Annotated in this window: 23 protein-coding genes, 1 tRNA gene and 2 rRNA genes; 16 read left to right on the top strand and 10 right to left on the bottom strand. The window is 54.7% G+C overall.

All coding sequences use genetic code 11. The features are described from left to right. Nucleotides 1–26: 26 nt before the first annotated feature. From yhdP to csrD, 7 genes are all read right to left on the bottom strand, one after another. Entirely contained in the window at nt 27–3,839 is a 3,813-nt protein-coding gene (gene yhdP, locus F3J26_RS16855) for an AsmA2 domain-containing protein YhdP (RefSeq protein ID WP_166994990.1), read from the bottom strand. Between the two features lie 198 nt (nt 3,840–4,037). Then, complete coding sequence (gene rng / locus F3J26_RS16850) at nt 4,038–5,507, bottom strand: ribonuclease G (RefSeq protein ID WP_008454897.1); 1,470 nt, start codon at nt 5,505–5,507, stop codon at nt 4,038–4,040. After that, nucleotides 5,497–6,090 carry a Maf family protein gene (locus tag F3J26_RS16845; protein WP_008454898.1) on the bottom strand — a complete coding sequence of 198 codons (594 nt, stop codon included), beginning with the start codon at nt 6,088–6,090 and terminating at the stop codon, nt 5,497–5,499. The genes rng and F3J26_RS16845 overlap by 11 nt, the downstream gene beginning before the upstream one ends. Nucleotides 6,091–6,099: 9 nt before the next feature. Further along, on the bottom strand, nt 6,100–6,588 hold the full coding sequence (mreD, locus tag F3J26_RS16840; protein ID WP_008454899.1) for a rod shape-determining protein MreD: 489 nt from the start codon (nt 6,586–6,588) through the stop codon (nt 6,100–6,102). Continuing rightward, entirely contained in the window at nt 6,588–7,574 is a 987-nt protein-coding gene (mreC, locus tag F3J26_RS16835) for a rod shape-determining protein MreC (RefSeq protein WP_008454901.1), read from the bottom strand. Before mreC ends, mreD begins: the two co-directional genes overlap by 1 nt. A gap of 64 nt (nt 7,575–7,638) precedes the next feature. Then, nucleotides 7,639–8,682 (bottom strand): rod shape-determining protein MreB, encoded by a 1,044-nt coding sequence (gene mreB, locus F3J26_RS16830; RefSeq protein WP_000913396.1) that lies wholly within the window; start codon nt 8,680–8,682, stop codon nt 7,639–7,641. 306 nt (nt 8,683–8,988) lie between these two features. Further along, entirely contained in the window at nt 8,989–10,929 is a 1,941-nt protein-coding gene (gene csrD / locus F3J26_RS16825) for an RNase E specificity factor CsrD (protein ID WP_166994988.1), read from the bottom strand. A 207-nt stretch (nt 10,930–11,136) separates the two neighbouring features. Between csrD and acuI the strand changes: the two genes are divergently transcribed. From acuI to F3J26_RS16745, 16 genes are all read left to right on the top strand, one after another. Beyond that, a complete protein-coding gene (acuI, locus tag F3J26_RS16820; protein WP_166994986.1) occupies nt 11,137–12,111 on the top strand; it encodes an acrylyl-CoA reductase (NADPH) in 975 nt (324 codons plus the stop codon). Nucleotides 12,112–12,224: 113 nt separating this feature from the next. Beyond that, on the top strand, nt 12,225–13,229 hold the full coding sequence (msrP, locus tag F3J26_RS16815; protein WP_166994984.1) for a protein-methionine-sulfoxide reductase catalytic subunit MsrP: 1,005 nt from the start codon (nt 12,225–12,227) through the stop codon (nt 13,227–13,229). Then, on the top strand, nt 13,230–13,829 hold the full coding sequence (gene msrQ, locus F3J26_RS16810) for a protein-methionine-sulfoxide reductase heme-binding subunit MsrQ (RefSeq protein WP_008454910.1): 600 nt from the start codon (nt 13,230–13,232) through the stop codon (nt 13,827–13,829). It abuts the gene before it with no gap. Nucleotides 13,830–14,060: 231 nt separating this feature from the next. Then, nucleotides 14,061–14,513 (top strand): type II 3-dehydroquinate dehydratase, encoded by a 453-nt coding sequence (gene aroQ / locus F3J26_RS16805; RefSeq protein WP_008454912.1) that lies wholly within the window; start codon nt 14,061–14,063, stop codon nt 14,511–14,513. A gap of 22 nt (nt 14,514–14,535) precedes the next feature. Next, nucleotides 14,536–15,015: an acetyl-CoA carboxylase biotin carboxyl carrier protein gene (accB, locus tag F3J26_RS16800; protein ID WP_008454913.1), complete on the top strand. Its 480-nt coding sequence runs from the start codon at nt 14,536–14,538 to the stop codon at nt 15,013–15,015. Between the two features lie 10 nt (nt 15,016–15,025). After that, on the top strand, nt 15,026–16,372 hold the full coding sequence (gene accC, locus F3J26_RS16795; RefSeq protein WP_008454915.1) for an acetyl-CoA carboxylase biotin carboxylase subunit: 1,347 nt from the start codon (nt 15,026–15,028) through the stop codon (nt 16,370–16,372). Nucleotides 16,373–16,485: 113 nt separating this feature from the next. Beyond that, entirely contained in the window at nt 16,486–16,728 is a 243-nt protein-coding gene (locus F3J26_RS16790; protein ID WP_166994982.1) for a YhdT family protein, read from the top strand. Continuing rightward, on the top strand, nt 16,718–18,172 hold the full coding sequence (gene panF, locus F3J26_RS16785; RefSeq protein ID WP_166994979.1) for a sodium/pantothenate symporter: 1,455 nt from the start codon (nt 16,718–16,720) through the stop codon (nt 18,170–18,172). Before F3J26_RS16790 ends, panF begins: the two co-directional genes overlap by 11 nt. An 11-nt stretch (nt 18,173–18,183) precedes the next feature. Next, a complete protein-coding gene (prmA, locus tag F3J26_RS16780) occupies nt 18,184–19,068 on the top strand; it encodes a 50S ribosomal protein L11 methyltransferase (protein WP_166994977.1) in 885 nt (294 codons plus the stop codon). 371 nt (nt 19,069–19,439) lie between these two features. Further along, complete coding sequence (gene dusB, locus F3J26_RS16775) at nt 19,440–20,405, top strand: tRNA dihydrouridine synthase DusB (RefSeq protein WP_008454922.1); 966 nt, start codon at nt 19,440–19,442, stop codon at nt 20,403–20,405. A 23-nt stretch (nt 20,406–20,428) separates the two neighbouring features. Next, on the top strand, nt 20,429–20,725 hold the full coding sequence (gene fis, locus F3J26_RS16770; protein ID WP_000462905.1) for a DNA-binding transcriptional regulator Fis: 297 nt from the start codon (nt 20,429–20,431) through the stop codon (nt 20,723–20,725). A gap of 291 nt (nt 20,726–21,016) precedes the next feature. Further along, a complete protein-coding gene (locus tag F3J26_RS16765) occupies nt 21,017–21,238 on the top strand; it encodes a putative periplasmic lipoprotein (protein WP_039288243.1) in 222 nt (73 codons plus the stop codon). A 297-nt stretch (nt 21,239–21,535) separates the two neighbouring features. Next, entirely contained in the window at nt 21,536–22,561 is a 1,026-nt protein-coding gene (locus F3J26_RS16760; protein WP_008454925.1) for an amino acid ABC transporter substrate-binding protein, read from the top strand. A 71-nt stretch (nt 22,562–22,632) separates the two neighbouring features. Then, nucleotides 22,633–23,814, top strand: coding sequence for an ABC transporter permease subunit (locus tag F3J26_RS16755; protein WP_166994975.1), 1,182 nt, complete (start codon nt 22,633–22,635; stop codon nt 23,812–23,814). A 9-nt stretch (nt 23,815–23,823) separates the two neighbouring features. Then, on the top strand, nt 23,824–24,927 hold the full coding sequence (locus tag F3J26_RS16750; protein ID WP_166994973.1) for an amino acid ABC transporter permease: 1,104 nt from the start codon (nt 23,824–23,826) through the stop codon (nt 24,925–24,927). Nucleotides 24,928–24,935: 8 nt separating this feature from the next. Continuing rightward, the gene (locus F3J26_RS16745; protein WP_039298264.1) at nt 24,936–25,694 is read left to right on the top strand and encodes an amino acid ABC transporter ATP-binding protein; all 759 of its coding nucleotides are present in this window, start codon (nt 24,936–24,938) and stop codon (nt 25,692–25,694) included. A 99-nt stretch (nt 25,695–25,793) separates the two neighbouring features. Here F3J26_RS16745 and rrf (F3J26_RS16740) read toward each other — a convergent pair. The 3 genes from rrf (F3J26_RS16740) to rrf (F3J26_RS16730) form a co-directional block, all read right to left on the bottom strand. Further along, nucleotides 25,794–25,909 (bottom strand): 5S ribosomal RNA (rrf, locus tag F3J26_RS16740). 38 nt (nt 25,910–25,947) lie between these two features. Then, nucleotides 25,948–26,023, bottom strand: a tRNA-Thr gene (locus tag F3J26_RS16735). Nucleotides 26,024–26,037: 14 nt separating this feature from the next. Continuing rightward, a 5S ribosomal RNA gene (rrf, locus tag F3J26_RS16730) occupies nt 26,038–26,152 on the bottom strand.

The raw sequence follows: 26,152 nt of genomic DNA, 5'->3' as shown, positions 1-26,152 counted from the left end.
TGCGGCAATTAACCGCTAACGTCAAATCAGTGAGCTTCGCTGGTGCGCGGCTGCCGCAGCACTTCATCAATTTTCGGTTTATCTACCGGGCCGGTAATGCTGTAGCGCAGCACCGAGATTTTGCTCCACAGCGGGCCAAGCACTTTACTGGCGGCAAACACCGCGGCGCCGACTATTGGGTTAACCGCAAAAGCGGTAGCCACGCCTACCGTCGCGGAGATTTCAGGGGCAACAACCGCTTCCATATTTAGCTCACGACGGACTAAGTCCACCGAGCCTTTCATCGCGATATCCGCCTCAAGCCCGTCAACCAGCGTGTCGTCAGTATGCAATACGCCATCTTTTATCCAGGCGGTGCTGCGAATCGAGTCGTAGTAGAATCCGCTGCCAAAGGTATCGCTAAAATCGAAACGGAGTTTGCGAAGCAGCGCGTCAAAGCTGACCAGGCGCAGAAGTTGGCCCGCATGGCCCGTGCTGACGTCGGTAATTTGCCCTTTCCCCAGCCTGGTATGCAGAATACCGTTCAGCGAAGCTTCATCCGGCTTCCAGGGTACCGCCCGCCAGTGCAGGTCATAATCAACGTCGAAAGAAGAGCCCTGCAGCGGCGTTTTCACGCCAAAGAAGTTCGCGGCCGCGTCGAGCTTCTCGCCCTTCAGCTTGCCTTTCAGGGAAGTACGTTCGCTGCCGGGTTTATTCACCCATTCACCGTCGGCGGTGAGGCGAGCAAAGCCGGTATCAATCAGCCCATTGGCCAGCTGCAGCGTGTCGCCATTAATGGTCACATCCCCATCGATACGGCCATATTTCTGTCCCCACAGCCAGCACTCCGCGCAGCGCAACTGCACATTTGGCCAGCCACGGAAGCTAAGCGTATCGCCGCTTTCCGGGACCTGCTGCGTCTTCGTTCCGTTTGCACCACTCGGGAGAACGCTCCAGTTCGGGTTGAAATAAAGATACTTAACGCTGGCCTGCCAGGGCGCGTTGTTCTTCATGTTCAGCGAGGCATTAATTTCACGCCCCTGGGCCTCAACCTGCGTGCCGTTCATCTCCGGGCGAGAAACCAGGCTCAGGTTATGCCATTGCTGGCCCGCCAGCGTTAATGCCGGGGTCCGCAGTGTCACTGCGGACGGGAAGACGGCAGATCCCCCAACGCTGTCCGCCGCGCCTTCACTGAAGAGCGCCAGCCACTGAGCGCCGTCCATTGCAGGGAGATCGAGCTCCACGCCCGGTTGCTCTGGCAGAGGCGGCACAGTTTTACTGTCCGTCGCCCAAATAGCCCGGTCGAGGGTGAGTTTCTTATTCAGCAGCCAGCGGCTGGAGAAGTGATTGAGCGCGCCTGCATTGCCCGTGAGATCGAAGCTCTTTAAATCGCCCTTAACGGCGATATTCAGCGGCAGCGCTGCCCCGGATTTTTTATCTACAGGCGCAGGTAAGTGACTGCTCACATTCTTCAGATCGCCCGCCAGATCGACCTTGTAACTGGCGCTGCCGTGATAAGGCAGCGTAATACCCACGTCGCCTTTCCACGCGATGTTTCCGCTGAGCGCGTCGTTGACCTGCTTCGGCAACACACCGGTTTTATTGGGCTGCCAGTCGCCGCTCAGGTTGACGCCAATCTGATAGTCTTTATCGCCAGTTTTGGTGTTGAAGTTCAGGCTCACCGGCTGATTAAACCAGCTCGCGCTCATCGCTTCACTCTGCAGGTCACCGTTGGTAAAGCTGAATTTGCCGCTCAGATTATGCAGCGTACTGTTCAGCGGTTTGATCAGCAGCGTGTTGTTGTTCAGCCGCACATCGCCTTTGGCCGTTGTCATTTCACCAGTGAGAGGAATATCCAGATGTAAGCGGGCATTCACATCGCCGCCAATCTGGAGTTCATCCAGCGCGGCAGCCAGGGAATCCTCCAGCGGCGTATCTTTGAAATAAGGCCCTACCGCATTGCCCGGGCCATTGATGTCGGCATCTATCAGCAGCTTTTCTTTGGCATAATCGGGGATGTTTGCCGTCAAGTTAGTGGCCGTTACACCGCCCAGCTTGACCGACTTGCTGTTCATCCACAGCCCGTTATTGATGAAATCTAGCGTGATATCGAGGTTTTCCAGCGCAGGCCAGTCCGGCTGGAAAGCAAATTTTGCGTTACGAAGCGGGACGTACACCTCAAACTGGCCTTCATTGTGCTCGTAGGGGAAAAGATGTGGGTTGCCGCCGTACACCAGCGTGGCGTTATCGGCCTGGCCACCCTGAATCGCCGAGCTGAGATAATCCGTCAGCTCTTTGCCCATCAGGTTTTCCGGGAAGTAGCGCCAGGCGTCCGCACCGTTATCGGTGCTAATGCCCGCCAAAATGCCCAGCCACGGATCGCCGCTGGCGGGCTGGAAGTAGCGGAAATCGCCACGCGCCCAAACGGAGCGAGCCTTAACGTCGATATTCTTGCCGTCTAGCTGGAAGCCGTCTGCGTTTTTCTGCCAGGCAAGCGTCGCTACGCCTTTCTCAATCTCAAGCGGCGCGCGGAAGACGGTTTCATAAGGCATTTTTGCGTCGGTTATTTCGGCATTAAGCTGCCCGTTTGCGACGCTGCCGGTCACCGATCCTGAGAAGTGCTCCGCGCCAGGCAACAGTTTCCACTGCTTCCAGCTCACATCTTTCCACCGGGCCTGCAGACGAGTCAGCTCGGTTTGCTGGAGCGGAATGTCCAGCGCCAGCACGTCAATGTGGCCCTGAGGCTGCAGCGAAGTCCAGATATCCCCCAGCTGCGGCGAAATTTTGGCGGCAATCGGCAACAGGCCATTAAACCTGTCCAGTTCCATATTGCTGGCGCGTACGCGAAGTTCATCGCTGCGCTGGCTTTGTTTCCCGCCTACATCCTGCGGGGCTACCCAGGCCACAGAGAGCGAGCCTTTCGGCCACGCCTGGTCATCCAGCGTGATATTGGTAGAAGGGACGGAGATCTGCCAGCTGGATTTCTCCCGGCTGACCTGAGCGGTAAGATTATCGACCGAAAGCGAGTGCGTCACGCTGCCGGAACCCGGCCAGCTTGCCCCGCCTTTTTTCAGCCAGATGCTGCCGCCGCTGATATCCCCTTCTTTCACATCCATCCAGGCTTCGAGGCTAAAACGGGCGCTTTTCAGGTCGACATTGTCTTCCATCCAGCGGCCCAGCCAGGGCTTCACGTCGACGTCATCTGCCTGCAGCCAGACCTTGCCGTTGTTCAGAATCCCGTTTTCATCCCGCAGATCCATACGAACGTTGGCCACGCCGTGCTGGCCGTTAAAGCTGGACAGGCTGACCTGGCCTTCTGCGCGGTGGCGGTTTTTACCGTTAAGCCAGGTCAGTTGAGGAATAGAAAGTTCGGCCCGCTGGCCGGAGAGCGTCAGGAAGCTAAGGGAGCTGTCGCGAAGATCGAAGTGATCGAACTGACGAAGGAAAAGATCGCTGATTTTGTCCGCTTCCAGCGTACCATCTCCACCGTTCTGGCTGAGCGGCGTGTTGGTACGCATTTGCAGCTGATAGAAGGTCAGGTCACGAAACTGCCAGCGAGCGTGCAGCAGGCTTTGCCAGACATCCAGCGCCAGCGTAACGCGTTTGATACTCAGCGTGCCGCCGTCTTTGAGGCCGGCCTTAACGTCGCGAACATCAAGCGTGGGGCCAAAATTCTCCCAGCTTGCCTGTAACTTACTGACTTCCACCGGCAAACCTGTGGCGGCTTCAATTTTATCCAGCAGCGCGGGCCGCCAGGCATCCAGGTGCGGCAAAACGAGCCGCAGGCCACTCACCAGTAGCGCGACGATAACAACCAACGTTACGCCTGTGAGCAGCAGAATGCCGGGCAGTCGCCTCACCTTTCTCTCCTTGTCAGCCTTACGGGCAAAATGCACATCCGCACATTTGAGGTTGCTGACAAAGAGGGAAAAAGCGTGGTTTTTCCCTCTTTGTGATTATCAACCGAAAATCAACGAATTGATTTTCCTGTTTTTTTTGACTAAACGTCTGGTATTTCTTCTATCATCAGAGGTTTGTCAGTCGTCTGCAATGCGCATTTACATCATCACGACGTCGAACTGCTCCTGATTGTAGAGCGGTTCAATCTGAACTTTGACCTGTTTACCCACAAAGATTTCTACTTCAGCCAGCGCGTGAGACTCTTCGCTTTTCAACGCCTCGCCCACCGCAGGAGAAGCATAGACCAGGAAACGGTCGGAATCGTAGGCATGATGCACACGAACGATTTCACGCATAATTTCGTAGCAAACCGTTTCCACCGTCTTTACGGTGCCGCGACCGTGGCAGGTCGGGCATTCGTTGCACAGCACATGCTCTACGCTTTCGCGCGTGCGCTTGCGAGTCATCTCGACCAGGCCGAGCTGGGAGAAGCCGTTAATGCTGGTCTTCACGCGATCTTTGCTCAGCGCCTGCTCGAGAGAATGCAGCACGCGGCGGCGGTGATCTTCATTACTCATATCGATGAAGTCGATGATGATAATGCCGCCCAGATTACGCAGCCGGAGCTGGCGCGCGATGGCCTGAGTCGCTTCGATATTTGTATTAAAAATTGTGTCGTCGAGATTGCGATGGCCCACGAACGCGCCGGTATTAATATCCACCGTGGTCATCGCTTCGGTCTGGTCAATCACCAGATAGCCGCCAGACTTCAGTTCCACCTTACGCTCCAGCGCACGCTGGATTTCATTCTCAACGTCGTAGAGATCGAAAATCGGCTGGCGGCCGCTGTAATGCTCGATTTTGCTGGTCATCTCCGGCATGTACTCGGCGGTAAATTCCAGCAGCATTTCGTAAGTCAGGCGGGAATCAACGCGAATTCTGTCCAACGCCGCGTCGGCAAAATCACGCAATACGCGCTGGGCCAGCGCCAGTTCACCGTACATCTGGTAGCGGGTTTGATTGCGTTTTTTACGCTCGCTGACCTTGGTCCATACGCGCTTCAGGTAAGCCGCATCAGAGGCTAAATCTTCTTCACACACGCCTTCCGCAGCGGTACGAATAATGAAACCACCTTGCTCATCGCAATACTCATTCACGATACGCTTCAGGCGGTCGCGCTCGGCTTCGCTTTCGATACGTTGGGAAACACCGACGTGAGAAGCGCCGGGCATGAAAACGAGGTAACGGGAAGGAAGCGTGATGTCGGTGGTCAGGCGAGCGCCTTTGGTGCCCAGCGGATCTTTGACCACCTGCACCATTAAATCCTGCCCCTGGCGAACCAGTTCGGCGATGTCGCGCACGCTAAAGTTCTTTTGCTCCTCACCGGCGACGCACTCGGTGTGCGGCATAATGTCAGAAGCATGAAGGAATGCCGCCTTGTCCAGGCCAATATCTACAAACGCCGCCTGCATTCCAGGCAACACCCGGCTAACGCGACCTTTGTAGATATTCCCTACTATTCCGCGGCGCGCTTCGCGCTCAATATGAATTTCTTGCAGTATGCCACCGTCAATATAGGCCACCCGCGTCTCTGATGGGGTAACGTTGACTAATAGTTCAGCCGTCATCTTTTCCTCGTCCGTCACGCAGCGCGTGAAAATTGCTCAGCAACTCACCAGTTTCCACCAGCGGTAATCCCACCACTGCATGATAACTGCCATTAATCCTTTTAACGAAACAGCCACCAAGCCCCTGAATGCCGTAAGCTCCGGCTTTGTCCATAGGTTCACCGCTGGCAATATAATCGGCAATATCCTGTTCGGATAAGCGGCGGAACGTCACATCGGTCACCACCAACGCTTCCAGCACCTGACTGGCGTCGGCAATAGCAACTGCCGTCATCACCTGATGCTGATTGCCGGAGAGCAAACGTAGCATCTGTGCGGCATGCTCTGTATCCCGTGGTTTTTCCAGCACTTCGCCGTTGAAGATAACGATTGTATCCGCACCCAGTACAGGCAAATCTTCGGCGGCCATCGCCACCCCGGCCTGCGCTTTTTCGCGCGCCAGACGGCGAACATACTGTTCCGCGCTTTCGTGCGGCTGCCGCTGTTCTTCAATGCCAGGCACGAGGCGCTCGAAAGAAACGCCCAGCAGGGTCAGAAGCTCCTGACGGCGAGGCGAACCGGATGCCAGATACAACGTAGTCATGTTTACCTTTTATTGCACAGCGAATTGCTGGCGAACTTTGCGCATTAACAGGAAAATCCAGGGCCACAGGATACCGTTAACTACACTACTCCAGAACACTTCCGGTCTGAAAGAGACGTTGATCACTAAAAATTCTGACCAGAAAACAATGATGTCTGTGACCAGCGAGAGCAGCATGACAACCAGCGCCTGCTGCCAAAGGGCGAGGTTACGGAAAAGCTGGTATTTCAGCGCCACCAGGTAAGCCACAATACTCAATGATAGAGCACGCACGCCGAGCGTGGAGCCGCTAATCAAATCCAGTATGGCGCCCACAATAAAACCCGTCCCGACGTTAACGCGGTGCGGCAGAGCTAAAATCCAGTAAAGCAGAATCAACAATACCCAATCCGGCCGGTAAAACTTGAGGTCATCCGGCCAGGGCATGACCTGCAGTAGCAGGGCAATCAAAAATGAAAGCCAGATAACCCAACGGCCCTGGCTGCGATAACTTCCCACTACTGTGCTCCCGTAGCAGGCTGTGTGATACCGGTTGCTGGCGCTGGGACCGGCGCAGGAGGGCCCATTGAACCCGGCGGCGGCAGAACCTGAGGCATCATCTGCATCAGACGCTCATTGGCCACGCGGTGGACTTCCTCTGGCGGCATTGGCGACGAGCCGTTTTTATCCGCGCCCCAAAGCAGCAACAGATAGCGCAGACGCTGCAGACCGGCGGTAGGACGAGCCTGAATCACGGTATAGGCGCGCTGGGTATCCAGCTTAACGGATGATACAACGCCAACCGGGTAGCCTTCAGGGAAGCGGCCGCCAAGACCAGAAGTCACCAGCACATCGCCGACACGAATATCGGTATTGGCCGGCAGATGCTCCAGCTGCAGATCGTCCGTGCAGCCGTTACCGGCGGCAATCACGCGGATATCGTTACGCAGTACCTGAATAGGCAGCGCGTGAGTGGCATCGCAAATCAGCAGCACCCGGCTGGTCAGCTTCGCGACTGCGACAACCTGGCCGACAACGCCTTTATCACTGATAACCGGCTGACCTTCGTACACGCCGTTCACGCTGCCCTTGTCGATCACCACCTGATCGCTGTACGGATCGTTAACGGTGGAGATGACCTGGGTCACCATTTTTTGTTCATCCTGACGCAGCGGGGAACCGAGCAGCTCGCGCAGGCGCGCGTTCTCCTGCCGGTATTGACCCAGCATCAGCAATTCACTGTTTTTCAGGATTAACTCCTGACGCAGAACCCGATTTTCAAGTTCAAGTTGGTCGCGCGAGGCCAGCGTTTGAGACACGCTGTCGAGTAATTCACGGGGACCATTAGAGACAAAATAGAAAGGACTGACGGCTGTATCCATGTATGTTCGAATCTGGCTGAACATACCGAGGCGACTGTCGGCGATAATGACACCAAGCGCCACCAGCACCGCCAAAATAAGGCGAATCTGTAGCGACGGGCCACGGCTAAAAATTGGCTTCATAGGCTATGCGTATTCCCAAACCAGCAAGCAGGGGCAGCGCAAAGCTCCCCCTGGCCTGTGGCTGTTACTCTTCGCTAAACAAGTCGCCGCCGTGCATGTCGATCATTTCCAGTGCCTTGCCGCCGCCGCGGGCAACACAGGTCAGTGGATCTTCTGCAACTACTACCGGGATACCCGTCTCTTCCATCAGCAGGCGATCGAGGTTACGCAGCAATGCGCCACCGCCGGTCAGAACCATACCGCGCTCGGAGATATCGGATGCCAGCTCTGGCGGGCACTGTTCCAACGCAACCATCACCGCGCTAACAATACCGGTCAGTGGCTCCTGCAATGCTTCGAGGATTTCGTTAGAGTTCAGGGTGAAGCCGCGTGGCACACCTTCAGCCAGGTTACGGCCGCGAACTTCGATCTCACGCACTTCATCGCCCGGGTAGGCAGAACCGATTTCGTGTTTGATACGTTCCGCGGTCGCTTCACCAATCAGTGAACCGTAGTTACGGCGCACATAGTTAATGATAGCTTCATCGAAGCGGTCACCGCCGATACGTACGGAAGAGGAGTAAACCACGCCGTTCAGGGAGATAACGGCCACTTCGGTGGTACCGCCACCGATATCCACAACCATGGAGCCGGTTGCTTCAGATACCGGCAAGCCTGCGCCAATTGCCGCAGCCATAGGTTCTTCAATCAGGAACACTTCACGTGCGCCTGCACCCTGTGCGGATTCACGAATAGCACGGCGTTCAACCTGGGTAGCACCTACCGGCACACACACCAGCACGCGCGGGCTTGGGCGCATGAAACTGTTGCTGTGAACCTGTTTGATAAAGTGCTGCAGCATTTTCTCAGTCACGAAGAAGTCAGCGATAACGCCGTCTTTCATCGGACGAATAGCCGCGATGTTGCCCGGGGTACGGCCCAGCATCTGTTTAGCATCATGGCCTACGGCCGCAACGCTTTTTGGCGAGCCGGCGCGGTCCTGGCGAATGGCCACAACGGAGGGCTCATTCAGTACGATGCCTTGTCCTTTCACATAAATCAGGGTATTCGCAGTACCCAGGTCAATGGACAGGTCATTGGAAAACATGCCACGAAATTTTTTCAACATACTAAGGGATAATCCTGAAAGCTGGGGCGGATACAAAATCCGCTTACTTTACCAACCACACGCTACAGCGACAAGGCGCAAAAATGTTCTGCAACGGTGAAAAATAGTGCAGTTCACTACGGCTGTAACACTTTTGAAACGTCTTCCTACATGGCGTTCAGAAATGCGGCAAACGCGGTAGAATAAACGAACAGCTAACAGCAGCAAACCGGTTCATAACGGCTGCGACAATCTGGCTGGCAGGCTGACTAGCCCCCTTGAGATGCAGCGCGCGTTATTCTACGTGAAATAATGGCAAACGGCAGGTTAAACCGAGTATCTTTGTGAATATTTTTTCACATTACTGTCAAGCGGCTGAGATGCGGCGATAAAATCGCCCTGCGCCCCCGCAACCCCGTTATCAATCAGCGTCTGCCACTCGCCGCGGGTCCTCACTCCTGTGGCAAAAACATGGATTCGCGTCCCGTTACAGGCTTCAACCAGGCTCTTCACAAAAAGCTGGTTTTCGGTACGCTTGCCGATGCTTCTGACCAGACCCGGATGCAGCTTGATTAACTCCACATCCAGCTCTTTTATATAAGTTGTGCTGACGACCGTTAATCCCGCCTGGATAATCACAACCCTTGCCCCTAATGCAGTGATTAACCTTACAACATGTTGCAATCGGCTGATGTGTTGACAGACATCTGCCTCAGCAAGTTCAAAAATAATCCGTGCGCGCTTCGATTTTTCGCACTGCATCAGCGAATCACGCAGCCAGCGCTGGAATGGGGCGCGGATCAGCGAGTCAACGGTAATTTGAATGGCAAGGGTTTCTTCCGGCCAGAAGTTTAGCAGCGGCAACAGCCTGGACACGATCTGCCGATCATATTGTTCGGATAAACCAAATTGCCTGACCATCGGCATGTATTCAGCCGACAACACCTCCTGCTCACCGTCGAAGATACGGCACATGATTTCACGGTGGTGAACCACCCCATGTTTATCAACCGCGGGTTTCTGGTAAAAGCGCGGGCCGCCCTGCTTGAGGACCTGCTCAAGCAAAGTGCGCCATTTCACGTTGCCCCGGCCCTGTTCAGGGAGCTTATCGTCGTAGACGGACCAGCTGTTGGCCCCCTGGAAAGCGGCATTGCGGGTCGCGATTTCCGCATGCTCCATAACCTGCTCTTTTGTTTGCCCGCTGCGCCATGCGCAAATGCCAATGTGCAGCATATCGCTACGATCAACCATACGGGTTGACGGCAGTGCATCCACGGAATTCAGCAGTTGGCTGGCAATACCATCCGCTTCTTTCAGCGTACGGTGCGGCAGCAATACCGCAAAATCACTGCGGAAATAGCGGGCTAATAACGCGCCAGGGTAGCGCATCACAAAGGTCGAGAGCAGGTTAACCAAAGTGAATAAGTATTCTTCAACCGGGCCGTTGCCCCAGGTCTCTTTTAATAGCTCGAAATCAGGCAGGCGAATCATCATCACCACGCCGTGAGCACCGACTTGCTCCTGGCCTTCCAGCAGCGTGGCCAGTTGGTTATCAAAGAACAAACGGTTATTGAGGCCGGTTTTAATGTCCTGGGCGGCAAATGCCCTGATGAGGGTATCCACGCGGCTTCGCTGCTCGCTGGCGCTTTGCAGGTCCGAAAGTAGGGCATCCATTGCGCTGCTCACCAGCGGCGGCCATTCATGCACGGAACCACGCACTTCTGCCCCTCGCTCCCCGCTAATGATTTTTCCGGCTCTGATTTCCAGCAGCTCTTGCCCGGAAAGCTGTCGTCTCAGCCAGCGCCCGGCCAGGAAGAGCACCACCAGCATAAAAGCGACCGCCGCAGTTAATGGCGTCGTGGTAAACATGGCGTGATAGTAGACAGCAATCGGGTCGAGATAAGTCAGCTGCAGCGTCATACCTGGGTGCTTCATCAACGCGACGTTAATAGTGCGGTAGGTATATTGCGTCCCTGCCGGGCGATAGCCTTCGGGTAAAACGTGCTGGAAGAGGTAAGTTTTATCCGCCATCAGGCGAATTTCGGTGATATCCACCGGTATCATCAGCTCGCTAAAGTGATCCACCAGATCCTGGGGCGAGCGTGAGACCAGTTGGTTATCAACGATCGTGGCAACCGCCATAATGCGCTGCTGAGTTTTGTCGTGAACAGAGTTATAGAAACTTAGCAGGCACCCAAAGAGCGTAACGAAAATCGCAAGCCCGGTTAAAAGGGTAATAAAGGCTGAAAGTTTCGTCGTTAATCGCATCCCTGTGTTAACTCCGGTTAGTGAAAATTAACCACACTCATCATGGGCCCCAAACGAGGAAGCATTAAATAGCAAAGGCCGACCTCAGGCAAACGAAACCCCTCGGGAATTTCTGAGCATTTATTGCGTCAGGTCGGCTCTTCACATCAGTATCGGAGTATAGTCTGCTAAGATTTTTTTCCCATTGCTACCGACCGAGGAACGCCCATGCAGGCATTAATCCTGGAACAGTCCGAAGGCCAAACCCTGGCCGCGGTAAAAACGATCGACCACGACGCGTTGCCAGAAGGCAACGTCACCGTGGAGATTGATTACTCCAGCCTGAATTACAAAGACGCGCTGGCCATCACCGGCAAAGGCAAAATCATCCGTAATTTCCCGATGGTGCCGGGCATCGACTTTGCTGGCAAAGTGCTCACCAGTGAGGACACTCGTTTTCAGCCGGGCCAGGCGGTGCTGCTCACCGGCTGGGGCGTTGGAGAAAACCACTGGGGTGGCCTGGCAGAAGCCGCACGGGTAAAAGGTGACTGGCTGGTTGCAATGCCCGAAGGTTTAGATGCGCGCAAGGCGATGATTATCGGCACGGCCGGTTTTACCGCGATGCTCTGCGTGATGGCACTTGAAGACGCAGGTGTGACGCCAGAAAGCGGCGAAATCGTCGTCACTGGCGCAAGCGGCGGCGTAGGCAGCACTGCCATCGCGCTGCTGCACAAACTGGGCTATAAGGTGGCCGCCGTATCCGGCCGCGAAAGTACGCATGATTACCTTCGCAGCCTCGGTGCCGACCGTATTCTTGGCCGCGATGAGTTCGCCGAAACCCGTCCGCTGGAAAAACAGCTCTGGGCCGGCGCCATTGATACCGTCGGCGATAAAGTGCTGGCGAAAGTTCTGGCGCAAATGAACTACGGCGGCTGCGTGGCGGCCTGTGGCTTAGCCGGTGGCTTCGCGCTACCAACCACCGTCATGCCGTTTATTCTGCGTAATGTTCGCCTGCAGGGTGTGGATTCCGTCATGACGCCGCCGGATCGCCGCGCGGCCGCCTGGGCACGCCTCGTGAAAGACTTGCCGGATGCCTTCTACCAGCAAGCAACGACCGAAATCGGCCTGGCAGAAGCGCCAAAGTACGCCAGCGATATCATTAACAACGCCGCTCAGGGCAGAACCCTGGTAAAAGTGCGTTAAACCTTGCCCGAGGAGCGACGCCCTGTCGCTCCTCAAATTTCAATTTTTCGTGACATATTCGCCGGAACGCTTTCTCTCGGTCATGCTTAGGCTATCGCTACGAGGAGAACGTCATGAAAAAGGTCACCCGGCTCACCGAAGCCGACGTTACGCCAGAATCCGTGTTTATGATGAAGCGCCGCCAGGTACTGAAAGCGCTGGGCATCAGCGCGGCCGCCCTGTCACTCCCTCAGACAGCCAACGCCGATATTCTGTCCTGGTTCAAAGGTCACGATCGCCCCCCGGCACCTGCCGGCAAACCGCTGACGTTCACTAAGCCAGAAGAGTACCAGGCCAAACTGGCCCTGACCCCGGAAGACAAAGTCACGGGCTACAACAACTTCTATGAATTTGGCCTGGATAAGGCCGACCCTGCCGCTAACGCCGGCGGGCTAAAAACCGATCCCTGGCAGATTAAAATCAGCGGCGAAGTGGCTAAACCCATGACGCTCGATCACGATGACCTTTATAAGCGCTTCCCGCTGGAAGAGCGCATTTACCGTATGCGCTGCGTTGAGGCATGGTCGATGGCCGTCCCCTGGATTGGCTTCCCGCTTCACAAGCTGCTCGCTATGGTTGAGCCCACCAGCAACGCAAAATACGTTGCCTTTGAAACGCTTTATGACCCGGAGCAGATGCCGGGCCAAAAGGACCGGTTTATCGGGGGCGGGCTGCAATACCCTTATGTAGAAGGATTGCGGCTGGATGAAGCAATGCATCCGCTCACGCTGTTAACCGTGGGCGTTTATGGTAAAGCTCTGCCGCCGCAAAACGGCGCACCGATTCGCCTTACGGTGCCGTGGAAATATGGTTTTAAAGGCATTAAATCGATTGTCAGCATAAAACTGGTGCGCGAGCTGCCGCCTACGACATGGAACCTTGCCGCACCGAATGAATATGGTTTCTACGCCAACGTAAACCCGCACGTTGATCACCCTCGCTGGTCACAGGCTTCAGAACGCTTTATTGGCTCGGGCGGCGTGCTGGACGTTAAGCGCCAACCCACCCTGCTGTTCAACGGCTACGCAGACCAGGTCGCCTCGCTGTATCGCGGCCTGAACCTGAAGGAGAACTTCTGAGTGCGCCTGACGGTAAAACAGATTACCTGGCTGAAAGTGGGGCTTCATCTGGCCGCTTTCCTGCCCTTCGTCTGGCTGTTTTACGCGGCAAGCCAGGGACTTTTTAGCGCCGACCCGGCAAAAGACATTCAGCATTTTACCGGCAGAATGGCGCTCAAACTGCTGCTGGCGACGTTACTTGTCACGCCACTCGCGCGTTACGCTAAACAGCCGCTATTGATTCGTACCCGCCGCCTGTTGGGCGTGTGGTGCTTCGTCTGGGCGACGCTGCACCTCACCAGCTATTCCCTGCTTGAGCTAGGGATCAGCAATCTTGGCCTGCTTGGCCAGGAACTGGTTTCCCGCCCTTATCTTACGCTGGGTATCATTTGCTGGATTATCCTGCTGGCCCTGGCCGTGACGTCGACCCAGCGAGCGCAGCGTTTTTTGGGTGCCCGCTGGCAGAAATTGCATAACTTCGTCTATCTGGTCGCGATCCTCGCACCGATTCATTTCCTCTGGTCGGTTAAGATTTTGTCCCCTCAACCCTTGCTTTATGCGCTGGGCGCGATCATTCTTCTTGCACTTCGCTACAAGAAGTTTCGCCAGTGGTGGCGCTAGCCAAAAAGCGTGTGCTTCTCCGCAGAATAAACATCGATCGGTATCCTTAACTGGATATCGGTTGATCATCTTCCCTGATAAGACCAGTATTTAGCTGCCAAATGCTACGAAATCGTTATAATGTGCGACTTCGGTTTTTTCTGACGACCATTTTCGGTTCGAAAAGGTGACAACCGGAAAACTTAGGTATATTTTGTAAATTGCCTACTAATCGCAGGAGATGGCAGCACGATGTCGGGTGAATTTCACATTTTGCTTTTGAATGGCCCTAATCTAAACATGCTGGGCACGCGGGAGCCGGAGAAGTACGGCCACCAGACGTTAGCAGAAATTGTTAACACGCTTGAGGCGGAGGCAACCAGCCTTGGCGTGACGCTCAGTCACCTGCAATCTAACGCCGAATATGCGTTGATTGACCGAATTCATCAGGCCAAAGACACTGTCGACTTTATCCTGATTAATCCGGCCGCGTTCACGCATACCAGCGTCGCGCTGCGCGATGCGTTACTGGCGGTGGATATCCCGTTTATCGAGATTCACCTCAGCAATGTGCACGCGCGTGAACCGTTCCGCCATCATTCCTATCTATCAGATAAGGCCATCGGCGTGATCTGCGGATTAGGCGCTGACGGCTATTCATATGCTTTACAGACGGCGGTAAAACGCCTGTCAAAATCCATCTAAACAAAGAGTACGGAACCCACTCATGGATATTCGTAAGATTAAAAAACTGATCGAGCTGGTTGAAGAATCAGGCATCGCTGAACTGGAAATTTCTGAAGGCGAAGAGTCTGTACGCATCAGCCGCTCCCCGGCAAACGCTGGTTTCCCAATGATGCAACAGGCTTACGCTGCGCCAATGTACCAGCCGCAGCCACAGCCGGGTCTGGCTCAGGCCGTTGCACCAGCCGCAACCCCAGCAATGGAAGCCCCTGCAGCTGCTGAAGTCAGTGGTCACATCGTACGTTCCCCAATGGTCGGTACCTTCTACCGTACCCCTAGCCCGGATGCCAAAGCGTTTGTGGAAGTGGGCCAGAAAGTTAACGTGGGCGACACCCTGTGCATCGTTGAAGCAATGAAAATGATGAACCAGATCGAATCAGATAAAGCCGGTGTGGTGAAAGCAATTCTGATTGAGAATGGTCAGCCGGTAGAATTTGACGAGCCGCTGGTCGTCATCGAGTAACGAGGCGAACATGCTGGATAAAATTGTCATCGCCAACCGCGGCGAGATTGCACTGCGTATTCTTCGTGCCTGTAAAGAACTGGGCATCAAGACTGTCGCTGTGCACTCAAGCGCGGACCGCGATCTGAAACACGTATTACTGGCGGATGAGACGGTCTGTATCGGCCCGGCTCCGTCCGTAAAAAGCTACCTGAACATCCCGGCAATCATCTCTGCGGCGGAAATCACCGGCGCGGTAGCGATTCACCCGGGTTACGGCTTCCTGTCAGAAAACGCCAACTTTGCCGAGCAGGTTGAGCGTTCCGGCTTTATCTTCATCGGCCCGAAAGCTGAAACTATCCGCCTGATGGGCGACAAAGTTTCCGCGATCACCGCGATGAAAAAAGCGGGCGTACCAACGGTACCAGGTTCTGACGGCCCACTGGACGGCGACATGGATAAAAACCGTGCCCATGCAAAACGCATCGGCTACCCGGTGATTATCAAAGCCTCCGGCGGCGGCGGCGGTCGTGGTATGCGCGTAGTGCGCAGCGACGCGGAGCTCGAGCAATCCATCAACATGACCCGTGCGGAAGCCAAAGCAGCTTTCAACAACGACATGGTTTACATGGAGAAATACCTCGAGAACCCACGCCATATCGAGATTCAGGTTCTGGCCGACGGCCAGGGGCACGCTATCTATCTGGCTGAACGTGACTGCTCCATGCAGCGCCGCCACCAGAAAGTCGTTGAAGAAGCACCTGCCCCGGGCATCACGCCTGAGCTGCGTAAATTCATCGGCGACCGCTGCGCCAAAGCCTGTATCGACATTAACTATCGCGGCGCAGGTACCTTTGAGTTCCTGTTCGAAAACGGCGAGTTCTATTTCATCGAAATGAACACCCGTATTCAGGTAGAACACCCGGTTACCGAAATGATCACCGGCGTTGACCTGATCAAAGAGCAGCTGCGTATCGCAGCCGGTCAGCCGCTGTCCATCAAACAGGAAGACGTTCACGTTACCGGCCACGCGGTGGAATGCCGTATCAACGCCGAAGACCCGAACACCTTCCTGCCAAGCCCGGGCAAAATCACGCGCTTCCACGCGCCTGGTGGTTTTGGCGTGCGTTGGGAATCGCATATCTACGCCGGTTACACAGTACCGCCGTACTACGATTCAATGATTGGGAAGCTCATCTGCTACGGCGAAACGCGTGAAGTGGCTATTGCCCGCATGAAAAACGCCCTGGCAGAACTGATTATCGATGGCATCAAAACTAATATCGATCTGCAGACCAAAATCATGAACGACGAAAACTTCCAGCACGGTGGAACCAACATCCACTATCTGGAGAAGAAACTCGGTCTTCAGCACTAAGTTTCCGTTGAACATGTCGACAAAAGGCCGGATTTCCGGCCTTTTTCTTTTTTTATCCTCCGACAGGATGGATGCGTTACAATCCCCGCTTTCTGCGAACTCAAGGGACAAAAATGGACAACCGTTTTGTTCAGGCCCATAAAGAAGCGCGCTGGGCGCTCTGGCTGACCTTGCTCTATCTTGCCGCATGGTTAGTGGCTGCTTACTTACCTGACAATACACAGGGGATCACCGGCTTGCCGCACTGGTTCGAGATGGCCTGCCTGCTGGTGCCGCTACTGTTTATCCTGCTTTGCTGGCTGATGGTGAAATACATATTCCGCGACATTCCTCTGGGGGATGACCATGCAAAATGAAGTGATTGCCGTGCTGGTTATCTACCTGATCGCGGTCTTTGGTCTTTCCGTTTATGCCATGCGCCAGCGCACATCAGGCACCTTTCTGAGTGAATATTTCCTCGGCAGCCGTTCGATGGGCGGCTTCGTCCTGGCCATGACGCTCACCACCACCTACATCAGCGCCAGTTCGTTTATCGGCGGCCCGGGTGCAGCCTATAAGTTCGGTCTGGGTTGGGTGCTGCTGGCCATGATTCAGATCCCAACGATCTGGCTTTCTCTGGGGATCCTCGGGAAGAAATTCGCTATCCTGGCACGCCGCTATAACGCCATCACGCTGAATGACATGCTCCAGGCTCGCTACCAGAATCGGGCCGTCGTCTGGATTGCCAGCATTAGCCTGTTGGTCGCGTTTGTTGGCGCGATTGCCGTCCAGTTCATCGGTGGCGCGCGTCTGCTGGAAACCGCCGCAGGGATAAAGTATGAAACTGGCCTGCTGATTTTCGGGATCACCATCGCGCTCTATACGTCCTTCGGCGGCTTCCGCGCCAGCGTGCTCAACGACACCATGCAGGGCATGGTAATGCTCATAGGCACCATCGTGCTGCTGGTCGGCGTGGTTCATGCCGCTGGCGGGCTGGGCAACGCGGTACAAACGTTAGAACACATCGATCCGAAACTCGTCAGCCCTCAGGGCGCGGGTGACATTCTGACGCCAACGTTTATGGCTTCCTTCTGGGTACTGGTCTGTTTTGGCGTGATCGGCCTGCCCCACACGGCGGTACGCTGTATCTCTTATAAAGACAGCAAAGCCGTGCACCGCGGCATCATCATAGGCACCATTGTGGTCGCAATCCTGATGCTGGGTATGCACCTTGCTGGCGCGCTGGGCAGAGCGGTACTCCCGGGCCTGACGGTGCCGGATCTGGTTATCCCTACGCTGATGATGCAGGTTCTGCCGCCCTGGGCCGCTGGGTTATTCCTGGCCGCGCCAATGGCCGCCATTATGTCCAACGTGAACGCCCACTTGCTGCAGGCCTCCGCGACGATCGTGAAAGACCTGTGGCTTAGCGCAAGTCCGACTAAAATTCATCAGGAGCGCCGCCTGAAGCGCATTTCCACCACCACTACGCTGGTGCTGGGCATTCTGATGATGCTGGCCGCCTGGCGACCACCTGAGATGATTATCTGGCTTAATCTGCTGGCCTTCGGGGGCCTTGAGGCCGTTTTCCTGTGGCCGCTGGTGCTGGGCCTCTATTGGGAGAAAGCGAACGCAGCAGGCGCGCTGAGCGGCATGATTGTCGGCGGCGGACTATACGCGGTGCTCGCCAGTTTTGGCCTGCAGCTTCTGGGCTTCCACCCGATTGTGCCTTCGCTCCTGTTCAGCTTGCTGGCGTTCCTGATAGGTAACCGTTTTGGTCGTGCCGTTCCGGAGCCCCTTCTTGTTTCCACTACTGATAAATAAAGAGTTTCGCCATGCCATGGATCCAACTGAAAATTAACACCACCGGCGGCAACGCTGAAAGCTTAGGCGATGCGCTGATTGAAAGCGGGGCGGTTTCCGTCACCTTCCAGGACACCCACGATACGCCGGTCTTTGAACCGCTGCCGGGTGAAACTCGCCTTTGGGGCGATACCGACGTTATCGGCCTGTATGACGCGGAAACCGACATGGAAGAAGTTGTCGCTATCCTCGAGCACTGCCCTTTGTTAGGCCAGGGTTTCCACCACAAAGTGGAACAGCTGGAAGATAAAGACTGGGAGCGCGAATGGATGGACAACTTCCACCCAATGCGCTTCGGCAACCGCCTGTGGATCTGCCCAAGCTGGCGCGATGTGCCGGATGCAACTGCCGTGAACGTGATGCTCGACCCGGGTCTGGCGTTTGGCACCGGAACCCATCCAACCACCTCGCTGTGCCTCGAATGGCTCGACGGCCTGGACCTGGCGGGCAAAACTGTGATCGACTTTGGTTGCGGCTCCGGGATCCTGGCGATTGCCGCTCTTAAACTGGGGGCCGCAAAAGCTATCGGCATCGATATCGATCCGCAGGCAATTCAGGCGAGCCGCGATAACGCTGAGCGTAACGGTGTTTCTGACCGGCTTGAGCTTTACCTGCCGAAAGATCAGCCAGAAGTCATGAGCGCCGACGTGGTGGTCGCTAACATCCTGGCAGGCCCTTTGCGTGAGTTAGCGCCGTTAATCAGCGTGCTGCCTGTTGAGGGCGGTTTACTTGGCCTTTCCGGCGTTCTGGCAAGCCAAGCCGAAGGGGTGTGTGAAGCTTATGTCGATAAGTTCACGCTTGACCCGGTTGCGGAAAAAGAAGAGTGGTGCCGTATCACCGGCCGCAAGCAAGGCTGATCAAAATAACGGCATACGGACATCGCGCCGTGTGCCGTTTTCAGCCAGTTTTAGTGAACAAGCCACATGTAAAAATGAGAGCTTGTTCGCATAAAAACCCCAAAACCGACCACAAAAACAGCGGTTTATCTGGTAAAAATAGCCTGTTGGACAGCATATTTCTGCTAACTTTCAGGAAAATTTAAAACAGCATGAAATAAACGAAAAATCCTAACCATCTGATTAATTGAATGAATTACGTATTCTCGCCGCATTTGTTGCCGCTTCATTGATCTGTGACAGAGGATTGTTCAAAGTTTGGCCTTTCATCTCGTGTGAAAAATGCGTAATATACGCCGCCTTGCAGGCACAGTATGGTCATTTCTTAACTCATGCGCATCGGACACCACCAGCTCAGAAATCGCCTGATCGCAGCACCTATGGCTGGCATCACTGACAGACCATTCAGGACGCTGTGCTACGAGATGGGAGCCGGGTTAACCGTTTCCGAGATGATGTCCTCTAACCCAGAAGTTTGGGCGAGCGATAAGTCCCGTTTACGCATGGTTCATGTGGATGAACCGGGTATTCGCACCGTGCAAATTGCCGGCAGCGTACCGGAAGAGATGGCAGAAGCCGCGCGAATTAACGTGGCTAATGGCGCCCAGATTATTGATATCAATATGGGTTGTCCGGCAAAAAAGGTGAATCGTAAGCTGGCAGGTTCAGCGCTTCTACAGTACCCGAGTCTGGTAAAGGACATCGTGACGACGGTAGTGAAGGCAGTGGATGTTCCTGTGACGTTGAAAATTCGTACCGGCTGGGAGCCCGCGCACCGTAACTGTGTAGAGATTGCCCAACTGGCTGAAGACTGTGGGATTCAGGCTCTGACAATTCATGGACGCACACGCGCCTGTTTATTCCAGGGCGATGCTGAATACGACAGCATTCGGGCAGTTAAGCAGAAAGTTTCCATTCCGATTATCGCGAATGGTGACATTACTGACCCGCTTAAAGCCAGAGCTGTACTTGACTATACGGGGGCTGATGCCCTGATGATAGGCCGTGCGGCTCAGGGAAGACCCTGGATCTTTCGGGAAATCCAGCATTATCTGGACACTGGAGAGCTGCTGCCCCCCTTGCCTCTGGCAGAGGTGAAGCGCTTACTTTGCTCGCACGTTCGGGAACTGCATAGCTTTTATGGCGATGTAAAAGGTTACCGAATTGCTCGTAAACACGTCTCCTGGTATCTCCAGGAGCACGCTCCAGATGACCAGTTTCGGCGCACATTCAACGCCATTGAGGATACCAGCGAACAGCTGGAGGCGTTGGAGGCATACTTCGAAAATCTTGCGTAATGAAATAAAGAGCTGACAGAACTATGTTCGAACAACGCGTAAATTCTGACGTACTGACCGTTTCCACCGTTAACTCTCAGGATCAGGTAACTCAAAAGCCCCTGCGTGACTCGGTTAAACAGGCACTGAAGAACTATTTTGCTCAACTGAATGGTCAGGATGTGAATGACCTGTATGAGCTGGTACTGGCTGAAGTTGAACAGCCACTGTTGGACATGGTGATGCAATACACCCGCGGCAACCAGACCCGCGCTGCCCTGATGATGGGTATCAACCGCGGTACGCTGCGTAAGAAACTGAAAAAATACGGCATGAACTGATACTAATCAGTTAGTGTTGTGAAAAGGCGCGACTCGGCATGGGAAAGCGCCTTTTCTCTTTTCTACACCCCGAATCTGACGTTTTTCCTCATCATTCATCGCTGCATCGCCCTTTCCTTCACTTTGTTTACACTTCACACGCTTTGCAATTATTCCTCGATCCTGTGGTCTGAGTCGCAGTGGTAAAATAGCCACATTCACACCGGTGCAGCATCCGTGAAAGCTTCGTACCTTTATGGGCACCTACGAGAGCAATCCCTGTTCCGGCGTTTGGTAAAACCGAGGTTCAAAATGACTAAATTCATCGCTGTCGCGTTGCTCACTACTTTTCTGGCTGGCTGTGCGACCGATTCCCCTTGCGTACCGGTCTATGATGACCAGGGGCGCCTGGTGCACACCAATACCTGTATGAAAGGCACCACTCAGGATAACTGGGAAACCGCTGGCGCGATTGCCGCCGGTACCGCTGCAGTGGCAGGCGTAGCCCTGGGTATCGTGGCACTCACCAAATAAGTTCCCCCCTCGACCAAAGCGCGAGGCTCTCGCGCTTTTTTGTTTCTTCTTCCTGCAACACCTGAATCATTTTGCTCTGAAATGCGCCGTTAGTTGCAGGCCTGCACTATTTCGGCGCATTTTCTTGCCCATACCTTCATGGCTACCTGCCTTCTTCTTCATAAGACGCCCCCGCAAAAACCTGGCATCCCCTTTGCTTTAAAGACTATGACTCGGGCATTTGCCACGAATACGGATCTGGCACCTCCCGGATGCCATTTCGCCAATAATGATAATTTTGCCACTCAGGATGCATTTATGAAGAAGATGATGATCGCCACTCTGGTCGCTACCGGCACGCTGTTTGCGATGGCTAATCAGGCTCATGCAGGCACCACGCTGGATGCCGTCAAAAAGAAAGGCTTCGTGCAATGTGGAATCAGCGATGGTCTGCCGGGCTTTTCTTACGCTGACGGCAGCGGCAAGTTTACCGGTATCGATGTGGATGTTTGCCGTGGCGTGGCGGCGGCAGTCTTCGGCGATGCTTCTAAAGTCAAATACACGCCTCTGACAGCAAAAGAGCGCTTTACGGCGCTGCAGTCCGGCGAGGTAGATATTCTTTCCCGTAACACCACCTGGACTTCTTCCCGCGACGCGGGCATGGGGATGGTGTTCACCGGCGTCACTTACTATGACGGTATCGGCTTCCTGACCCACAATAAAGCCGGCCTCAAAAGCGCGAAAGAGCTCGACGGTGCCACGGTTTGTATTCAGGCCGGAACCGACACCGAGCTGAACGTCGCCGACTACTTCAAAGCCAATAAGATGAAGTACACGCCGGTCACCTTTGACCGTTCAGACGAGTCGGCCAAAGCGCTGGAGTCCGGGCGCTGCGATACTCTGGCCTCAGATCAGTCTCAGTTGTACGCCCTGCGCATCAAGCTCAGCAATCCGGCAGAATGGCTTGTGCTGCCAGAAGTCATCTCTAAAGAACCCCTGGGACCCGTTGTACGCCGCGGGGACGATGACTGGTTCTCCATCGTGCGCTGGACGCTGTTCGCCATGCTGAATGCCGAAGAGATGGGCATTAATTCTAAAAACGTCGACCAGATGGCCGCCAACCCGACCACGCCGGATATGGCGCACCTGTTAGGGAAAGAGGGTGATTTCGGCAAAGACCTGAAGCTGGACAACAAGTGGGCCTACAACATCGTGAAGCAGGTCGGTAACTACGCTGAGATTTTCGAGAGTAACGTCGGTGCCCAAAGCCCGCTGAAAATAAAACGCGGCCAGAACAACCTGTGGAACAACGGTGGGATTCAGTACGCCCCACCAGTTCGCTAAGCGACATACCAGAACAGGGCACTGCCCATTGCGGTGCCCCAGATTTATGTTCCTGTTACTGAGGTTTGCTTATGCGTCATCACCGCCCAGCCGTGAAGGCCGACTTATCTTTTTCTAACCCCTCGGTTCGCGCCTGGCTGTATCAAATCATCGCCATCGCCTTGGTTATTGGCGTGGCGGTTTATTTGATTCACAACACCATTACCAACCTGGACAGCCGCGGTATTACCTCCGGTTTTGCCTTTCTCGATCGCGCCGCCGGGTTCGGCATTGTCCAGCATCTTGTCGACTACGATCAGGGAGATACCTACGGCAAAGTCTTTGTTGTTGGGCTGCTGAATACCCTGCTGGTGTCTGTTCTCTGTATTGTATTCGCGACATTTATCGGCTTCTTTGTGGGCCTGGCACGCCTCTCTGATAACTGGCTGGTGCGTAAACTCTCTACCTTTTATATAGAGACGTTTCGCAACATCCCCCCACTGCTGCAAATTTTCTTCTGGTACTTTGCCGTGCTGCGTAATCTGCCGGGCCCACGCCAGGCTCTGGATGCCTTTGGCCTGATGTACCTGAGCAATCGCGGGCTGTCTCTTCCGGCTCCGATTATGGGGGAAGGTCTGCTGGCATTTGCGGTTGCCATTCTGTGCGCACTGATCGTTTCTGCTGGCCTGTATCGCTATAACAAAATGCACCAAATGAGAACCGGGCAGATTCGTCGCACCTGGCCCGTGACGATCGCGTTGATCGTTGTGCTTCCGCTGCTGGCGCATTTGATCTTCGGGGCAGCCCTTCACTGGGATATTCCAGCTCTGCACGGTTTCAACTTCAGCGGTGGGATTGTACTTATCCCTGAACTGGCGGCTTTAACGCTGGCGCTGTCGGTTTACACCTCGGTCTTTATCGCGGAAATCATTCGCTCAGGTATTCAGTCCGTCCCCTTTGGCCAGCATGAGGCGGCTTTGTCCCTGGGTCTGCCTAAGCAGGTGACGCTTCGCCAGGTGATTGTGCCCCAGGCGCTGAGAGTCATCATTCCGCCGTTGACCAGCCAGTACTTGAACATCGTCAAAAACTCTTCCCTGGCAGCAGCCATTGGTTATCCGGATATGGTGTCTTTGTTTGCCGGCAGCGTGCTTAACCAAACGGGCCAGGCTATCGAAACCATCGCTATCACGATGTCCGTTTATTTGCTTATCAGCCTGGTTATTTCGCTGCTGATGAACGTCTATAACCGCCGTATCGCCCTCGTCGAGCGTTAAGGAATGTCGATGACTAAAGTTTTAACGGCGCACGACGCCCGCCAGGCAGCTAACCACCCGGAACGAATCTGGCGCTGGATGCGTAAAAATCTCTTCTCCAGCTGGCTGAATACTCTGCTCACACTGCTTTGTCTCGGGCTGATGTGGACGCTTATCCCTCCGCTTCTGAACTGGGCGGTTTTCCAGGGGAATTGGGTAGGTGAGACAAGAGCCGACTGTACTCAGGGAGGGGCGTGTTGGGTCTTTATCCACGACCGCTTCGGGCAGTTTATGTATGGACTTTATCCTCACGAATTGCGCTGGCGCATCAACCTTGCACTGATCATTGGGTTACTTTCCGTAGCCGCAATGTTCTGGAAGTCGCTTCCTCACCGTGGTCGCTATATCGCCGCCTGGGCCGTGACCTATCCGCTCCTCGTTTGGCTCTTGATGTACGGTGGATTCCTGGGGCTGGACCGCGTGGAGACTCGTCTTTGGGGCGGATTAACCCTCACGCTAATCATTGCTTCCGTCGGCATCGCAGGCGCCCTGCCGCTGGGTATTGTGCTGGCACTAGGCAGACGATCGCGCATGCCGGTTGTGAGAATCCTTTCAATAATGTTTATCGAATTTTGGCGAGGTGTACCGCTGATCACGGTGCTGTTCATGTCTTCCGTGATGCTGCCGCTGTTTCTACCGGAAGGCACCACCATCGATAAACTGATTCGGGCATTGGTCGGGGTGATTTTATTCCAGTCAGCCTATGTGGCCGAGGTGGTTCGTGGCGGGCTGCAGGCTCTGCCCAAAGGGCAATATGAGGCAGCAGAGTCATTGGCGCTTGGTTACTGGAGAATGCAAGGATTGGTGATTTTACCTCAGGCCCTGAAGTTGGTGATCCCGGGGCTGGTGAACACGATTATTGCGCTGTTTAAAGACACCAGTCTGGTGATCATCATCGGCCTGTTCGATCTGTTTAGTAGCGTACAGCAAGCCACTGTCGATCCGGCCTGGCTGGGGATGTCGACAGAAGGCTATGTCTTTGCCGCTATCGTCTATTGGATTTTCTGTTTCAGTATGTCGCGCTATAGCCAGCATCTGGAGAAGCGCTTCCACACCGGCCGCACGCCGCACTAAGGATTATGATGAGTAAAATGACACTGCAGGCTGCCGACACGATGATCACATTGGAAAATGTGAACAAATGGTACGGGCAATTCCATGTTTTAAAAGATATTAATCTCAATGTGAAGCAGGGTGAGCGTATCGTGCTGTGTGGGCCATCGGGCTCCGGGAAATCAACGACTATTCGCTGTATTAACCATCTTGAAGAGCATCAGCAGGGGCGTATTGTCGTTGACGGCACAGAGTTGAATGACGATCTCCGCAATATAGAAAAAGTCCGTACCGAAGTCGGCATGGTCTTTCAGCACTTTAACCTGTTCCCACATTTAACGGTCTTGCAGAACTGCACCCTGGCTCCGATTTGGGTGCGTAAGATGCCGAAGAAAGAAGCGGAAGCGCTGGCGATGCATTATCTCGAACGAGTACGAATCGCTGAACATGCGCATAAATTCCCGGGGCAAATATCCGGTGGCCAGCAGCAGCGTGTGGCCATTGCTCGCTCGTTATGCATGAAGCCTAAAATCATGCTCTTCGATGAACCGACGTCTGCACTTGACCCGGAAATGGTGAAGGAAGTGCTGGATACCATGATTGGCCTGGCCGAATCCGGGATGACGATGCTGTGCGTGACTCACGAAATGGGGTTTGCGCGTACCGTTGCCGACAGGGTTATCTTTATGGACCGTGGAGAGATCGTAGAGCAGGCACCGCCTGAAGAGTTTTTTGCCCATCCGAAATCGGAAAGAACGCGAGCTTTCTTGTCTCAGGTTATCCATTAAACGACAAAGGCCGCGGACGCGGCCTTTTTTATGCTGTTTTGCACATCTCTGAAAGCAAAAAACCCCGGCCTTTCGGTCGGGGTTAATGCTTTATTTGATGCCTGACAGTTCCCTACTCTCGCATGGGGAGACCCCACACTACCATTGGCGCTACGGCGTTTCACTTCTGAGTTCGGCATGGGGTCAGGTGGGACCACCGCGCTACGGCCGTCAGGCAAATTCTTTTCTACGTGCCGAACTTTAACCTAAAAAGTGGTGCTGATACCCAGAGTCGAACTGGGGACCTCACCCTTACCAAGGGTGCGCTCTACCAACTGAGCCATATCAGCACGCTTAATTTGATGCCTGGCAGTTCCCTACTCTCGCATGGGGAGACCCCACACTACCATCGGCGCTACGGCGTTTCACTTCTGAGTTCGGCATGGGGTCAGGTGGGACCACCGCGCTACGGCCGCCAG

The organism is Enterobacter sp. Ap-867 (genome assembly GCF_011752855.1).
Lineage (GTDB): Bacteria > Pseudomonadota > Gammaproteobacteria > Enterobacterales > Enterobacteriaceae > Cedecea.
Note: the sequence above shows the minus strand (reverse complement) of the source record. Positions and strands in the feature narration are given on the sequence as shown.